The following is a 15,433-nucleotide window of genomic DNA, read 5'->3' on the forward strand; positions in this document are numbered from 1 at the left end:
GTGGCCGACAGCCTGCCCGGCTACCGGCTCGACTGGCTGACCATCACCGACCCGGCCGCCGGCCGACCCCCGCTGCGCGAGCCTGCTGAGACCCCGCCATCCCGGCGACCGCCGGGATCTCCGTCCAACCCTGCTTCACAACACCCGTCGCGGCATGGGACGGCCCGGCCCACCGCTGGGTGAGCCGGGCCGTCCGAGAGTCAGGGCCGGAAGCCCATCGCCTTCAGCACCGCGTCGTGCACGTCGGTGTTCTTGATGAAGCCGCTCAGTCGGTGCGCCCCCGGGCCGGACGCCGTCACCGGCGTCGCCGCACCGGTGTGACCACCGGTCGTCCAGTCGGCGACCATCTTGAGGTCGGAGTGAGCGATCGGGATCGTGTCCTCGGACTGCTCCCCCGAACCGTTCTCATCGTTGGGGTCGACGTTCTCGATGGCCAGGCCACCGGTCTCGTGGTCGCCCACCACCAGCACCAGCGTTCCCGGGGTGCGGGCCGCGAAGTCCAAAGCGATCTTGACCGTGCGATCGAGTTCTGCGCCCGCCTTGATCATCAGCTTCGCATTGCTGTGATGCGCCATCTCATCAATGCCCTCCTCCTCGACGAAAAGGAAGAACCCGTCGCGGTCGCGGGAGAGTATGTTGATGGCCTTCTTGGTCATCACCGGCAGCCGGACGGACGGATCGTAGAGATCGCCCTCGCCCTCGTTGTGGTATTCGAACATCTCCTCATTGGCGAACAGTCCCAGCACCTTGCCGCGGTTCACCTTCTTCAGTTCCGCAGCGTTGCGCACGTACTTGTAGCCGAGTTGCTGAGCCCGGTCGACCAGGTTCCCCTTGGTACCCTTGCTCTGTTCGGTCGGATCCTTCGGCGGATTGTCGGGCCATGCACCCGGGTTGCCGGCGGGGTACCACCAGTCCTCGCCGCCACCGAGGACGACGTCCACCCTGGTCTGTTCGATGATCTGCCGGGCGATCTCACTCTGGTCGGAACGGTTCGCCACGTGGGCTGAGAAGGCGCCCGGTGAGGCGTCCGTGACCTGGGAGGTGGTGACGACGCCGGTCGACTTCCCGGCTGCCCGAGCCCGCTCCAGCAGACTGGTGACCGGCTTACCGTCACTGTCGACACCGATTGCACCGTTGTAGGAACGCACGCCGGTGGCGTAAGCGGTAGCGGCGGCGGCCGAGTCGGTGACGGCTTCCTTCTTGTCGGCCGACTCGGTGTGCACCAGGCCCGTGTACTGCATCTTGTTCATCGTCAGCTCACCGCCCTGGCCCTTGAGAGCGAGACGGATCAGCTCACGATGAGCGATGCCCATGCCGTCGCCCTGGATGAAGATGACGTTGCGGGCGCGCTTGCCCGCCGAGACCTTGGCGGGTACGACGTCCGGGGCGCTGATCCGATCGGGTGCGGCGTTGAGGCCCTGCGGTTGGGTCGCCGGACTCGCCTGGGTCGTCGACGGTCCGGACAGCGACGAGGCGAGAAGTGCGGCGACGGCCACCGCCGCGACGCCTCCGCCGCGGCCGGCGAGGACCGTCCACGGCGCGCTCGATTTGTTGGGCATAGTGCCTCCTGGGGGTAACAGCGACGTCGATGTCGCTTGCGCCGGATATTAGGAGACCTAGGTACTCGCTGTCAGTGAAATCGGAAACTCGTCCAAATCTCGAATCCCTCTATGCCCATGGGCTTTGACCACAACGGATTCCACCGCCTGATGAATCAGGACGCCGCGGGCGACCTCAACTCTTCACCCGGTGGGCGTCGTACACCCCCGGAATGCGCTTCAGCGCGTTGGTCAGGGACGCCAGATGAGTCGGGTCGGGAGTTTCGAACTGCAGCCGCATGATGAAGACCCGGTCCTTGTTGGTGGTCGCCGACATGGACAGGATGTTCGAGTGGTGCTCGGTCATCACCCGGCTGACGTCGGAGAGCATGCCGGCGCGGTCGAGGCCCTCGACGTGCACCGCCACCAGGAAGCTCGAATCAGCGGACGGCGTCGCCCAGCTCACCTGGACCAGGCGGTCCGGCTTCTGCCGCAGGTTGTCGGCGTTGGTGCAGTCGGCGCGGTGGACGGAGACGCCCTCTTCGCGGGTGATGAAGCCGATGATGTCGTCGCCGGGCACCGGCATGCAGCACTTCGCCAGCTTCACCCACATGTCCGAGTGGCCCTCGACCGCGACACCGATGTCGTTGCTGCGCCGCGACGGACGCCGCCGCTTCGACGTGCTGATCGCCGGATGATCCTCGACGCTGGCTTCGGCAGCCTCTTCGGAGCCGCCTTCGGCCGCGATCAGCCGCTCGACGACGTTCTGGGCACTGACCGTGCCCTCACCGATCGAGGCGTAGAGGGCGTTGGTGTCGGCCACCCGGAAATGCCGGGCCAGCGAGGCCAGGTGTTCGGCGCTGAGCAGCCGGTGCACCGGGAGGCCGGTGCGGCGCAACTGCTTGGCCAGCGCCTCCTTGCCCTGCTCGATGGACTCCTCGCGGCGTTCCCGCATGAAGTACTGCCGGATCTTCGTCCGGGCCCGCGGGCTGGCGACGAAGTTCAGCCAGTCGCGGCTCGGGCCGGCGTTGGGCGACTTCGAGGTGAGCACCTCGACCTGGTCGCCGTTGTTCAGCTGGTATTCCAGCGGCACCAGCCGCTGGTTGACCCGGGCGCCGATACAGCGGTGCCCGACCTCGGTGTGCACCGCGTAGGCGAAGTCGACCGGGGTCGCTCCGGCGGGCAGCGACATCACGTCGCCCTTGGGGGTGAAGACGAACACCTCGTTGGTGTTGATCTCGAACCGCAGCGTGTCGAGGAACTCGCCCGGGTCCTCGGTCTCGCGCTGCCATTCGGTGATCTGCCGCACCCAGGCCAGGTCGTTGGCGGCGTCCGCCTTGCCCTCCTTGTACTTCCAGTGCGCGGCGACGCCGTACTCGGCCTGCCGGTGCATCTCGTGGGTGCGGATCTGGAACTCGACCGGTTTGCTGTCGGGCCCCATCACAGTGGTGTGCAGCGACTGGTACAGGTTGAACTTCGGCATCGCGATGTAGTCCTTGAACCGGCCGGGCAGCGGGTTCCAGCGGGCGTGCAGCACACCGAGGGCGCCGTAACAGTCACGCTGTGCCTCGACCAGGATGCGCAGGCCGACCAGGTCGTAGATCTCGAAGAAGTCCCGGCCGCGGACCACCATCTTCTGGTAGATCGAGTAGTAGTGCTTGGGCCGTCCGTACACGGTGGCCTTGATCTTCGCCTCGGCCAGGTCGTCGCGCACCTGCTCGATCACCTGACGCAGGTAGTTCTCCCGCAGCGGCGCGCGGGCCGCGACCATCCGGACGATCTCGTCGTAGATCTTCGGGTGGAGGGTGGCGAAGGAGAGGTCCTCCAACTCCCACTTGATCGCGTTCATACCGAGCCGGTGGGCCAGTGGGGCGAAGATCTCCAGCGTCTCGTTGGCGATGACGACTTGCTTGTCCTGCCGCAGGAAGCCGAGGGTGCGCATATTGTGCAGCCGGTCGGCCAGCTTGATCACCAGCACCCGGATGTCGCGGCTCATCGCCAGCACCATCTTGCGCAGCGTCTCGGCCTTCGCCGACTCGCCGTAGGTGACCTTGTCGAGCTTGGTCACGCCGTCCACCATGGTGGCGATCTCGGGGCCGAAATCGGCGGTGAGCTGCGCCATCGTGTACGAGGTGTCCTCAACCGTGTCGTGCAGCAGCGCCGCGCACAGCGTCGTCTCGGTCATGCCCAGCTCGGCCAGGATGGTGGCCACCGCCAGTGGATGGGTGATGTACGGGTCGCCGCTCTTGCGTGCCTGGCCCGAGTGGTAGTGCTCCGCCGTCCGGTACGCCCGTTCGATCAGAGCCAGGTCGGCGCGCGGATGATTGGCTCGCAGCGTCTTGACCAGCGGATCGAGCACCGCCGCCTGGCTGTTGCGCGGCGCACCGAGCCTGGCCAGGGCGTGCCGCATCCGCATCCGCGGCTGGTCGGGCGTGGTGACCGGACGGGCCAGCGCGCGGGGTTCCCCGGGCAGGCCGTTGCCCGCCCCGTATGGACCATGGATGCTCTCGCTCACCCGGCTCCCCTCGGCAGAACTGCATCATACTGCCCGCTTCCCACCGTTGCGCACACCGTTGTTTCACGTTGCCAGGAGGCTATGAAACGCCCACGTGATCCCCGGCGGACACCCACGCCATCCCGCTGCTATGTCATCCCGGCGAACGCCGGGATCTCCCATTGGAGACCGAGTGGCTGGAGAGATCCCGGGGCAAGCCCGGGATGACGGCAAGGAGTGTCCCCCGGCGTGCGATTTTCGAACGCGAAAGAACCGTCCCCAATGTGCGAAGAACCAGCGGGGCGGTGGCTAGATGGTGACGACGGCGGAGTAGCCGATGCCCAACTCGTCCAGCTTCTCCCCGCCGGGGAGGAAGCCGAGCTCCATCAGGACGGCGACGTGCACCAGCTCGGCGCCCAAGCGGTTCACCAGGGCGGCGGTGGCGCCGACGGTGCCGCCGGTGGCCAGCACATCGTCGATCACCAGGACGCGGGCGCCGGGCAGCACGGCGTCGGTCTTGATGGTGAGGGTTTCGTGCCCGTATTCGAGTGCGAACTGCTCCACGTACAGGTCACCCGGCAGCTTGCCGGGCTTGCGGACGGGGACGAATCCCGCCCCTAGTTCGAGCGCGACCGGCGAGGCCAGGATGAATCCACGGGCCTCCATGCCGACGACGACATCGATGCCTTCCGGTGCCAGCGCGACGAGTTCGGCGACCGCCGCCCGCAGCCCGGCCGGTGAGGCCAGCAGCGGGCTCATGTCGTAGAAGGTGACCCCCGGCTTGGGGAAGTCGGGAATGTCCGCGATCAACTCACGGATCAGTTCCCTGTTCTCAACGCCGGTCACGTCGTTCGCAGCTCGGGTCACGTCACTTCTTCCGCTTGGCGCGCGTGCTGCGCTGAGGTTGCTGCCGATTCTGCCGCGCCAACTCGTTGGCGCTGACCAGGCCGAGCCGCTCCGGCTCGATCTCCTCTACCTCGGCCAGTGGACCATCACCGTCGTGCACCACCACGGCCTTGTTCTTCACCGGCGCGACGGCCTCTTTGGCCTCGTGCCGCTGGGCGCGACGCGCCAAACGCTCGCGATGCTCACGCATCTCGGGCTCGGCCTCCTTCATCTGTGCCAGCATCGGGGCGGCGATGAAGATCGACGAATAGGCGCCGGCGATCATGCCGACCAGCAGGGCCAGGCCGAGGTCCTTCAGCGGCCCGGTGCCGAGCACGAAGACGCCGGTGAAGGTCAGCGCCGCCACCGGCAGCACGCCGAGGATGGTGGTGTTGATCGACCGGATCAGCACCTGGTTGACCGCGGCGTTCGCGGCCTCGGAGTACGTGAACCGGCTGTTCTTCAGGTCGGCGACGTTCTCGCGCACCTTGTCGAACACCACCACCGTGTCGTACAGCGAATAGCCGAGAATCGTCAGCACGCCGATCAAGGTCGCCGGGGTGACCGAGAAGCCCACCAAGGCGTAGATGCCGACGGTGACCACCAGGTCGTGCAGCAGCGCCACGACTGCGGCGATCGCCATCTTGTAGTTCCGGAAGTAGGCCCAGATCAGCAGCGACACCAGCACCAGGAAGACCACCAGGGCGATCAGGGCCTGCTGGGTGATCATGCTGCCCCAGGACGCCCCGATCAGGCTGTAGGCGACCTCGTCCACGTTGATTCCGCCGGCGGCTTGGGCGATCGCGGCCTTGACCTGGGTCACCTCGTCGACGCTCAGGGTGCGGGTCTGGACGCGCACCTGGCCGTCGCCGATGGTGGTGACGCTGATGTCGTCGTTGTCGGGCAGATGCAGGGCCTCGACCGCGGTGCGCACCTGGTCGGTGGTGCCTGCGGTGACGGTGACCGGCGCGGTGAAATCGGCGCCGCCCTTGAACTCGATGCCCAGGTTGAGCCCGAGGATCGCGATCGCCAGCAGCGAGATCGTCAGCAGCACGCCGGAGAGGATGTACCAACGTTTGCGCTTGCCGACGAAGTCGTACTCCACCTCGCCGGTGTACAACCGGTGCGCGAAGGTCGCCTTCTTCTTCGGCGGCGCCGGCTTCTCGACCGGCGCCTCCGGGCTGCTCGTGGTGCTCATCACGCCTCCTTGGTGGCTGGAGCGACCGGGCGGGCCGGACGCGGCCGGCGATGCAGCGGCGGCTGATGCTTGGCGCCCAGGTGTTCGGGTTCGAAGCCGGAGAATCTGCGGCCCTCACCGAAGTACTTCGTGCGACCCAGCACCGACACCAGCGGCTTGGTGAACCAGAACACCACGGCGAGGTCGATCAGGGTGGTCAGGCCCAGGGTGAACGCGAAGCCCTTGACCGCGCCGATCGCCAGGATGAACAGCACCACCGCCGACAGCAGCGATACGCCGTCCGCCACCAGGATGGTCTGTCGGGACCGCACCCAGCCGACCTCGATCGCGGTGCGCAGCGTGCGGCCGTCGCGCACCTCGTCACGTATTCGTTCGAAATAGATGATGAACGAGTCCGCGGTGACACCGATGGCCACGATCAGGCCGGCGACGCCGGGCAGGTTGAGCGCGAAGCCCATCGCCTGCCCCAGCAGCACGATGAACGCGTAGGTGATGCCGAAAGCGATCACCAGGCTGCTCACCACGACGAGGGCCAGCGCGCGGTAGTAGATCACGCTGTAGGCGACCACCAGAACCAGGCCGATGATGCCGGCGATGATGCCTGCCTCAAGTTGTTCGCCACCCAGCTTGGCCGACACTGTGTCGACACTGGACACCTCGAACGCCAATGGCAACGCACCGTACTTCAGCACGTTCGCCAACTCGGTGGCGCTCTGCTGATTGAACGAGCCGGAGATCTCAGCCTTGCCACCGGGAATCGCCTTGGTGACGTACGGGTAACTGATCACCTTGCCGTCGAGCACGATCGCGAACTCGTTCTGCGGAGTGGTTCTCGTCGCGAGCTCTTTGGTGACGGTCTCGAAGGTCGCCCCGGCAGTGGCATTGAACTCCAGGTTGACCACCCAGCTCACCTGACCCTGCGGAATGCCCGCGGAGGCCGTCACCAGATCGCTGCCGGAGATGACGGTGGGCGACAGCAGGAACTTCGTGGTGCCGGCTTTGTCACAGGTGATCAGGGGCTGATCGGAGACGTCGGGGAAGGGATCCCCGCACTGGAAGTTGGCGAAGTCACTCTGGTCGCGCTGGGACGGCTTCCAGTCGAGCACCTGCTGGGTGGTCAGCGGTGTGGGGCCGGGTGCGGTGGGCCGCGGGCTCGGCACCGGCGTGGGGAGCTTCGGCAACGGACGCGGGTTGGTGCTGGGCGACGCGGACGGCTCGGTGGAAGCCGCGACGGACGGCCCCGTCGACGGTTCGGCACCCTGGGTCGGTTCCGTGCTCGGCTGGGTGCCGGGCTGGGCAGCAACCTGCTCCTGGGCGTTGACCAGGCGGAAGTAGAGCTGGGCGGTCTGGCCCACCATGCGCACCAGCTCGTCCTGCTGCACGTTCGGAACGCTGACCACGATCTGCCGATCGCCGGAGGTGGTCACCTCGGTCTCACCGACGCCGATCGAATCCACCCGCTGCTGGATGATCGTGCGCGCCAACTCCAGGCTGGCCGGGTCGACCGAGCCCTGACCGCTGGTGTTGCTGGCGGTGAGGGTGATCGTGGTGCCACCGCGCAGGTCGAGGCCCAGCTTGGGCGTCCATGCGCCGCCCAGGGCCATCAGCCCCACCAGGCCGATGGAGAACGCCAGGAAGATGATCAGCGTGCGCAGCGGATGACTGTGATGCCTACTTGTGGTTGCCACGGCTCGTTGTGCCCCCGCGGGTTACTTCTGGGTGCTGGACTGATCGGTGGGGTCGTCGTCGGTGGCGCGCGAATCGGACGGCTTCGGATCGATGAAGTCCGACGGCTGGATGTTGTCGAAGGGAGACTCGGTCGGCTCGTCGTCGATGACGGCGGGCTCATCGGAGTACTCGAACTCGTCGTCCTCAGCGGTGAGCGTCTTGACGACGGCCTGCTTCACGACCGTCATCTCGATGCCGGGCGCGATCTCGATGATCGCCTGGCGCTCACCGAGGTGGCGAATGGTGCCGAACACGCCGGACGACAACATGACGCGGGTACCGGGCTGGAGAGAGTTGGTCATCTCCTGCTGCTTCTTGGCTCGCTTCTGCTGCGGACGAATCAGCAGGAAGTAGAAGGCGGCGCCCATCAGCACAAGCATCAGGACGGTGCTACCCATGTCACCCATGTGGATTACTTTCGTTTAGACGATTGATCGGCGGCACGGCCACCGACGCCCAACTCTAGCCGAGGCGCCCGGATTGCCCGATTCCGACGCGAGGGCTGGGCGCGCCGGTCGGCCACAGGTGGTCGGCTTCACCGCTGGTCGAGCTTGTCGCCCTGCCGTTGGTCGAGCTTGTCGAGACCCTTGTACATCGGCGCCTTGGTTTCGACAAGCTCAATCAGCGGCACCGAACAGGTCGGGTGCCACCGAGTTCGGCATGGTCAGGCCCAGGTGCGCCCAGCCGCGGGCCGTCGCGACTCTGCCGCGCGGCGTTCGCATCAGGAAACCCTGCCGCACCAGGAAGGGTTCGGCGACCTCTTCGACCGTCTCGCGCTCCTCCCCCACCGCCATGGCCAAAGTCGACACGCCGACCGGGCCGCCGCCGAAGCGTTCGCACAGCGCGGACAACACCGCGCGGTCCAGCCGGTCGAGGCCGAGTTCGTCCACCTCATACAACTCCAGCGCCGCTTTGGCGACCGCGACGCTGAGCCGTCCGTCGGCTCGCACCTGCGCATAGTCGCGGACGCGGCGCAGCAGCCGGTTGGCGATTCGCGGTGTCCCCCGGGAGCGGGACGCGATCACCTCGTCGGTGCCCGGCTCCAGGGTGATGCCGAGCAGCCCGGACGAGCGCCGAACGATCGACCGCAGCGCGGCGGTGTCGTAGAAGTCGAGTTGCGCGGTGAAACCGAACCGGTCCCGTAGCGGCCCGGGCAGCAGCCCGGCCCGGGTGGTGGCACCGACCATGGTGAAGCGCGGAATCTCCAGCGGGATCGCCGTCGCGCCGGGGCCCTTGCCGACGACCACGTCGACCCGGAAGTCCTCCATGGCCAGGTAGAGCATCTCTTCGGCGGGACGCGACATGCGATGGATCTCGTCGAGAAAGAAGACTTCCCCCTCGGTGAGCCCGGACAGGATGGCGGCCAGGTCGCCCGCGTGCTGGATCGCCGGCCCCGAGGAGATCCGGATCGGCGAGCTCAACTCGGCGGCGATGATCATCGCCAGCGTCGTCTTGCCCAGCCCGGGCGGCCCGGACAGCAGCACGTGGTCGGGCACCGAACCACGGTGCCGGGCGGCGTCCAGAACCAGACCGAGCTGATCGCTGACCCGGGGCTGTCCGGCGAACTCGGACAGACTGCCCGGCCGCAGTGCCGATTCGGCCATCGCCTCGCCGTCGTGGACGTGCGGGTCCATTACCTCGTCGGATTCGTGACTCACGTCTCCAGGCTCTCAGTCATTTGGCCAGGCTGCGCAGCGCGGCACGCATCAGCACCGCCACCGGCGTGGCCGGGTCGTCGTCCGCCAGCGGGGCCACCGCGTCACAGGCCTTGTCGGCATCGCGGGAGGACCAACCCAGCCCTTCCAGGCCGCCCTTGACCTGGTCGCGCCACTGCGCAGGCGCCGACCCCGCCGAGGTGGCCGGGCCGGTGATCGCGGCGAGGGTGTTGATCTTGTCCTTCAGTTCGATCACCAGCCGTTGGGCACCCTTGACGCCGATGCCCGGCACCTTGGTGAGCGCCGGAATGTTCTCGGACGCGATCGCGGCGCGCAGGTCGTCCGGGCTGAGCACGGACACCACCGCCTGGGCGATCTTGGGCCCGATGCCGCTGGCCGACTGGACGAGTTCGAAGCAGTCGCGCTCGTCGGCGTCGGCGAAGCCGTACAGGGTGAGGGAGTCTTCGCGCACCACCAGCGAGGTGGCCAGTGTGGTGGGCGCCCCGAGGCGCACCGCGGACGCGGTCGCCGGCGTGCACTGGGCGCGCAGCCCGAAGCCGTTCAGGTCCACCACCACCCAGGTGGCGCCGGCGGCGATCACAGTGCCGCTGAGTTGCGCGATCATGCGCCTCTCCTTCCCGCGATGCGGCGCTGGGCCTCGATCGCGGCGTCCAGCCGGGCCTGCCCGGCTCCGCGCCACAACTGACAGACCGCGAGTGCGACGGCGTCGGCCGCGTCCGCCGGTTTGGGGGCTGAGGCCAGCCGCAGCACCCGGGTGACCATGGTTCCGACCTGAGCCTTGTCGGCCCTGCCCGAGCCGGTGATTGCCGCCTTGACCTCACTCGGCGTGTGCTGCCGCACCGGGATCCGGCGCCGGGCCGCGATCAGCAGCGCGACACCTGCGGCCTGCGCGGTGCCGATGACGGTTGGGGTGTTGTTCTGGCTGAACACCCGCTCGACCGCGATCATGTCGGGCCGGTGGCGTCCGATCCATTCCTCCAGGCCGGTCTCGATGGCGAGCAGCCGCAACGGCAGATCGGCATCCGCGGGGGTGCGGATCACGCCCGCCTCGACCAGCTTCGGCGTCCGGCCATCTTCGCCGTCGACGACTCCGATGCCGCACCGGGTCAGGCCCGGGTCGACCCCCAACACACGCATTCCGATGCACTCCCGCCAGCCGAACAGATGTTCGGATACTAGTGGACGTCGACGCCTCCGCCGGGTAACCGTCCGGGCGTGCCGCAGGTCCTCGCTCCTGACCGGCGGGGGCCCACCTGCAGGCCAGCCGTCCCCCGCGGCCAGGCGACCTCGACATCGCCGTCCGATGGAGAGATCGCCGCCTCCAGATTGTGGAGCGGGGTCTGGGCAAGCTCGGCCAGCGGAGGTCGGCAGGGTCTCGACAAGCTCGACCAACGGTGGGACGAAAAGAACCGTCCCCGGCGTACCACCGACGGTGCGGGTGGAGAGGTCGACTATTCGAGTTCGGCCAGCACCGCCTCGGGGACGTCCTCGTTGGAGTAGACCGTCTGGACGTCGTCGACGTCCTCGATGGCGTCGAGCAGCCGGAACAGCTTCTCGGCGGCTTCCTTGGCGTCGATGGCCTGGGTGTACTGCGGCACGAACTGGACCTCGGCCGACTCGTAGTCGAACCCGGCCTCCTGGACGGCCTTGCGGACGTCGACCACGGCGCTCGGATCAGAGATCACCTTGAGGGTCTCGCCCTCGTCCGAGACGTCCTCGGGATCGGCGTCGAGGGTGGCCTCGAGCAGGTCGTCCTCGTCGATCTGGCGTCCGCCTTGGGCCTTGGTGACCTCGACGATGCCCTTGCGGTCGAAGATCCGCGACACCGAACCGACGTCGGCCATCGTGCCGCCGTTGCGGGTGACCGCCACCTTCACATCGGACGCCGACCGGTTGCGGTTGTCGGTCAGGCACTCGATCAGGATCGCCACGCCGCCCGGCCCGTAGGCCTCGTACATGATCTCGGTGTAGTCGACCGTCTCGCCGCCAACGCCCGAGCCGCGCTTCACCGCACGGTCGATGTTGTCATTGGGAACCGAGTTCTTCTTCGCCTTCTGGATGGCGTCGTACAGGGTCGGGTTCCCGCCGGGGTCACCGCCACCGACGCGGGCCGCCACCTCGATCTTCTTGATCAGGTTGGCGAAGAGCTTGCCGCGCTTGGCGTCGATCGCCGCCTTCTTGTGCTTGGTGGTGGCCCACTTGGAATGCCCGCTCATATACGTCCCATCTGCTGCTCGTCCGTCTGCGCGGGGCCGATTGTATCGAGCCCGGGATGGCTCACGTACCAGACCATCGAGTCGACGCCGGCGTAGCCGAGTTCCTGATAGGGCCGGGCGCCCTGCCCGGATTCGGTGTCGATGCCGATGCCGGCGCTGGTCAGTCCCGCGTCCAGGAAGGATTGGCGGCTGCGGGCCAGCAGCAGGTGGTAGATCCCGCGGTTGCGCCAGACCGGGCAGGCGCCGAGATATTCCGTCCAGCCGATCCGTTCGCCACCCAGGCTGGTGTCGGTGTTCAGCACCCAGCCCACCGCCCGGTCGTTCGCCACCGCCACCCACGACCAGTCATCCCGGACGCCGGCACCGCTCAACCCCCAGGCCCAGGCCTCCTCGTCAACGGTGTCGGCCGGGTCACTGGCGTTGGCGTTGTACAGCAGCCGCACCGGCTCTTTCCACTCCGGGCCGAACCGTTCCAGGTGGACGCCGGGCAGCGTCTCCGGGCCGCCGGGGAGCGGCTCCAGCAGGCTGCGCCGCATCGCGTGGTACCACTTCTGCGGACGAAACCCGCAGTCGGACAGGGTCTCGGCGAGGAAGATGTTGCTGCTGGAGATCACCATGGACAGCTCAGGCATCCCGGTGCCGTCGCCGTGGTCGAGGTGCCATTCCAGCGCGCGCTCGAGTTGCCAGCGCAGCAGCGTCTCCTGGATGCCCTCGTCGCGCCAGGCCGGATGGCAACCCCCGTGCAGCCGGAACCGCTGGGGTGGCTCGCCCAGGCCGGGCAGCCGGATCCAGGCGTAGGCGATCAGGGTGCCGCTCGGCTTGCGCAGCACCACGCCGGTCTCGGTTTCCTTGACCATGTCGTCGGCGACCGCCGCTTCGAGCGCCACCAGGTCGTGATGGTGGGTGGCGTCCCCGAAGTGTTCCTCAGCCACGATCAACCCGTCGATCTCGGGAAGATCCTGCCGCGACAACCAGTGCCAGGTGCAGCCGTGGCTCTTTGCCGGTATGGGCATCGTCGCCTCCGTCTTCTCGTTCTCAATCTAGTGCCTCGGCCCGGGGCGGGGCCGAGAGAACCCGCGACGCGTCCGCCGAGAGCTGACCCGATCGGCCGCCGCCGCCGTCTTGCTCAGATCGGACGGCCTTCGGCAGGTCACCGCGGCAGCACCATGGGATCACTGCCCGGCAACGGCCAATGCATCCTCAAGGGTGAAGTTGCCGACGTAGAGCGCAGTTCCGATGATCGCTCCGGTCACCCCGAGCGGCACCAGGCCGCGCAGCGCCGCCAGGTCGTCCAATTGGGCGATGCCGCCGGAGGCGATCACCTCGGCGTCGGTGCGTTCGCAGACCCGCCGGAGCAGGTCGAGGTTGGGCCCGGTGAGCATGCCGTCGGAGTTCACGTCGGTGACCACGAAGGCTGCGCAGCCGGCAGCGGAGAGCCGGTCGACCGCCTCGGCCCAGTCGCCGCCCTCGCGCACCCAGCCGCGAGCCGCGAGCCGGGAGCCCTTGACGTCGATGGCGATGCCGATCCGGTCGCCGTGCCGGGCGATGGCGCGCTCGCACCACTCCGGGTTCTCCAGCGCCGCGGTGCCGATGTTGATCCGTCGGCAGCCGGTGGCCAGCGCGCGCTCGAGGCTGGCGTCGTCGCGCAGCCCGCCGGACAGTTCGACGTTGAGGCTCAGCCGGTCGATGATCGAGGCGATCAGCTCGGCGTTCGAACCACGTCCGAAGGCGGCGTCCAGATCGACCAGATGCAGCCATTCGGCGCCGGCGTCCTGCCAGCGCAACGCCGCGGCCAACGGGTCGCCGAAGACCTTCTCCGACCCGGCCACCCCCTGGGTGAGTTGGACGGCCTGGCCGTTCTGGATGTCGACGGCGGGAAACAGGGTGAGTGCGGTCACGAGGCTCGACCCTAGCCGGTGGGGGCCGACCCGATCACCTCGAGCAACACGAGCACCTCGTTGTGCTGTTGGTCGCGAGCGCCGTAGAGCAGGGTGACCCGGGGATGGGTTCGCCAGGCCGCGATCCGGGCGGGCAGTTCGGGGTTGCCGGCGAGTTCGGCGCGATAACGCTGCGCGAACTCGGGGAACCGTTCGGGAACGTGCCCGAACCATCGACGCAGCTCGTCGCTGGGCGCCAACTCCTTGGCCCACTCGTCCAGGTGTGCCCGCTCCTTGCTGACCCCGCGCGGCCAGAGCCGGTCGATCAGCACCCGGTAGCCGTCGTCCGCCTCGGCCGGTTGGTAGACGCGCTTGGCGACGAACTCGGTTCCGGCGTCCGGCGTGTGCGGCTGCGGCATCGGTAACCCTCGTCTCGTCGCCCGGACCTGGTGAGCCCTGGATGCCGCTCACCCTACGCCTCCGGCCAACAGGCGCTGATCATGCGGCGTCTCGACGTTGGGCTTGTCGAAAACCGTTGTCAGAGAGGCCCTCGACAAGCTCGGTCGACGCTAGCCGAGGAAGTCGGCGAGCGCTTGCAGCAGCCGGTCGACCTCGGCGTCGTCGTTGTAGGGGGCGAGCCCGATCCGCAGACCGGCGTCCACACCGAGCGCGCGGGCCGGTTCGTAGGCATAGAAGGTGTCGGCCGGTGCGGCGATGTTGCGCTCGGCCAGGAAGCGGTAGGCGTCCATACTGTCCCGGCCGGCGAAGGCGAGAAACAGCGTGGGCGTTCGTTCCTTCGCCCTGGAATACAGCGTGACCCGCTCACCGAAGGACATCAGCCCGTCCTCGATCCGGCGCCGCAACCGGAGTTCGTGGGTGTCGATCAGCTGGTGTGCGACGACGAGGCGGTCGCGGCGGGAGCCCTCGTCGGGAGCGAGTCCGGCGATGAACTCCACCGCGGCGCTCGCCCCGGCCAGTGCCTCGTACGGCAGGGTGCCGAGTTCGAACCGCTCCGGGACGTCGTTGGTCGACGGCACCAGCTTGTCCGGCTGGATGGTGTCCAGCAGGGCAGGGTCGGCGGCCAGGACGCCGCAGTGCGGGCCGAAGAATTTGTACGGCGAACAAACGAAGAGGTCCGCTCCCAGCCGGAGCGGGTCGACCGAGGAGTGCGCCGCGTAATGCACCCCGTCGACGTAGACCAGGGCGCCGACGTCGTGGGCGCGCTCCGCGATCCGGGCCAGCGGCGGCTTGCTGCCGAGCAGGTTGGACGCCGCGGTGACGGCCACCAGCCGCGTCCGTTCGTTGACGACCTCGTCCAGATCGGCGAGGTCGAGTTCGGACGTCGCGGGGTCGAGCCGCAGCCAGCGCAGCGTCGCGCCGACGCGTTCGGCCGCCTGCACCCAGGGCCGCACGTTGCAGTCGTGATCGAGCTGCGACACCACCACCTCGTCGCCGGGACGCCAGGACTTGGCCAGGGCCCGGGAGAAGTCGTAGGTGAGCTGGGTGGCACTGCGGCCGTGCACGATGCCGTCCGACGGCACGCCGAGCAGGTCGGCATACGCGGACCGGAACTGCCCGACGCAGTCCTCGGCGTTGCGCTCCCCCGCCGTGATCGTCCCCCGGTTGGAGAGTGGCTCGGTGAGAGCGTGGACGATCGCCCCGGCCACGACGGACGGCGTCTGGGTGCCGCCGGGACCGTCGAAGTAGGCGACACCCGAAGCCAGCGAGGGAAACTGGGTGCGCACGGCGGCGACGTCGAAGGCCATGGGTCTCCCCGATCGGACGAAGGGCTTGGTCACCCGCAGTGTATTGGTCCTTGCC

14 protein-coding genes are annotated in these 15,433 nt (G+C 68.1%); all 14 read right to left on the reverse strand.

Annotated features, from left to right (window positions below; translation table 11 throughout):
- Positions 1–200 precede the first annotated feature (200 nt).
- On the reverse strand, positions 201–1,559 hold the full coding sequence (locus Q0066_RS04170) for an alkaline phosphatase (protein ID WP_298130343.1): 1,359 nt from the start codon (positions 1,557–1,559) through the stop codon (positions 201–203).
- Between the two features lie 175 nt (positions 1,560–1,734).
- The gene (locus tag Q0066_RS04175) at positions 1,735–4,053 is read right to left on the reverse strand and encodes a bifunctional (p)ppGpp synthetase/guanosine-3',5'-bis(diphosphate) 3'-pyrophosphohydrolase (RefSeq protein WP_298130344.1); all 2,319 of its coding nucleotides are present in this window, start codon (positions 4,051–4,053) and stop codon (positions 1,735–1,737) included.
- Positions 4,054–4,341: 288 nt separating this feature from the next.
- A complete protein-coding gene (locus Q0066_RS04180) occupies positions 4,342–4,878 on the reverse strand; it encodes an adenine phosphoribosyltransferase (RefSeq protein WP_298130364.1) in 537 nt (178 codons plus the stop codon).
- Between the two features lie 22 nt (positions 4,879–4,900).
- The gene (gene secF, locus Q0066_RS04185; protein ID WP_298130345.1) at positions 4,901–6,115 is read right to left on the reverse strand and encodes a protein translocase subunit SecF; all 1,215 of its coding nucleotides are present in this window, start codon (positions 6,113–6,115) and stop codon (positions 4,901–4,903) included.
- Positions 6,115–7,803: a protein translocase subunit SecD gene (gene secD / locus Q0066_RS04190; protein ID WP_298130346.1), complete on the reverse strand. Its 1,689-nt coding sequence runs from the start codon at positions 7,801–7,803 to the stop codon at positions 6,115–6,117. Before secD ends, secF begins: the two co-directional genes overlap by 1 nt.
- 21 nt (positions 7,804–7,824) lie before the next feature.
- Positions 7,825–8,241 carry a preprotein translocase subunit YajC gene (yajC, locus tag Q0066_RS04195; RefSeq protein ID WP_298130347.1) on the reverse strand — a complete coding sequence of 139 codons (417 nt, stop codon included), beginning with the start codon at positions 8,239–8,241 and terminating at the stop codon, positions 7,825–7,827.
- Positions 8,242–8,460: 219 nt separating this feature from the next.
- A complete protein-coding gene (gene ruvB, locus Q0066_RS04200) occupies positions 8,461–9,477 on the reverse strand; it encodes a Holliday junction branch migration DNA helicase RuvB (RefSeq protein WP_298130365.1) in 1,017 nt (338 codons plus the stop codon).
- A 40-nt stretch (positions 9,478–9,517) separates the two neighbouring features.
- Complete coding sequence (gene ruvA / locus Q0066_RS04205) at positions 9,518–10,123, reverse strand: Holliday junction branch migration protein RuvA (protein ID WP_298130348.1); 606 nt, start codon at positions 10,121–10,123, stop codon at positions 9,518–9,520.
- On the reverse strand, positions 10,120–10,647 hold the full coding sequence (gene ruvC, locus Q0066_RS04210; protein WP_298130367.1) for a crossover junction endodeoxyribonuclease RuvC: 528 nt from the start codon (positions 10,645–10,647) through the stop codon (positions 10,120–10,122). Before ruvC ends, ruvA begins: the two co-directional genes overlap by 4 nt.
- Before the next feature lie 323 nt (positions 10,648–10,970).
- Positions 10,971–11,735, reverse strand: a complete 765-nt coding sequence (locus tag Q0066_RS04215) for a YebC/PmpR family DNA-binding transcriptional regulator (protein ID WP_298130349.1) — start codon at positions 11,733–11,735, stop codon at positions 10,971–10,973.
- On the reverse strand, positions 11,732–12,748 hold the full coding sequence (locus Q0066_RS04220; protein WP_298130350.1) for a hypothetical protein: 1,017 nt from the start codon (positions 12,746–12,748) through the stop codon (positions 11,732–11,734). Before Q0066_RS04220 ends, Q0066_RS04215 begins: the two co-directional genes overlap by 4 nt.
- A 159-nt stretch (positions 12,749–12,907) precedes the next feature.
- Positions 12,908–13,633, reverse strand: coding sequence for a bifunctional 1-(5-phosphoribosyl)-5-((5-phosphoribosylamino)methylideneamino)imidazole-4-carboxamide isomerase/phosphoribosylanthranilate isomerase PriA (priA, locus tag Q0066_RS04225; protein WP_298130351.1), 726 nt, complete (start codon positions 13,631–13,633; stop codon positions 12,908–12,910).
- A gap of 11 nt (positions 13,634–13,644) precedes the next feature.
- Positions 13,645–14,031 (reverse strand): DUF488 family protein, encoded by a 387-nt coding sequence (locus tag Q0066_RS04230; protein WP_298130352.1) that lies wholly within the window; start codon positions 14,029–14,031, stop codon positions 13,645–13,647.
- Between the two features lie 150 nt (positions 14,032–14,181).
- Positions 14,182–15,378 carry a cysteine desulfurase-like protein gene (locus tag Q0066_RS04235; protein WP_298130353.1) on the reverse strand — a complete coding sequence of 399 codons (1,197 nt, stop codon included), beginning with the start codon at positions 15,376–15,378 and terminating at the stop codon, positions 14,182–14,184.
- Positions 15,379–15,433: the final 55 nt, after the last annotated feature.

This window comes from Micropruina sp. (genome assembly GCF_027492755.1).
Classification (GTDB): Bacteria; Actinomycetota; Actinomycetes; order Propionibacteriales; family Propionibacteriaceae; genus Micropruina.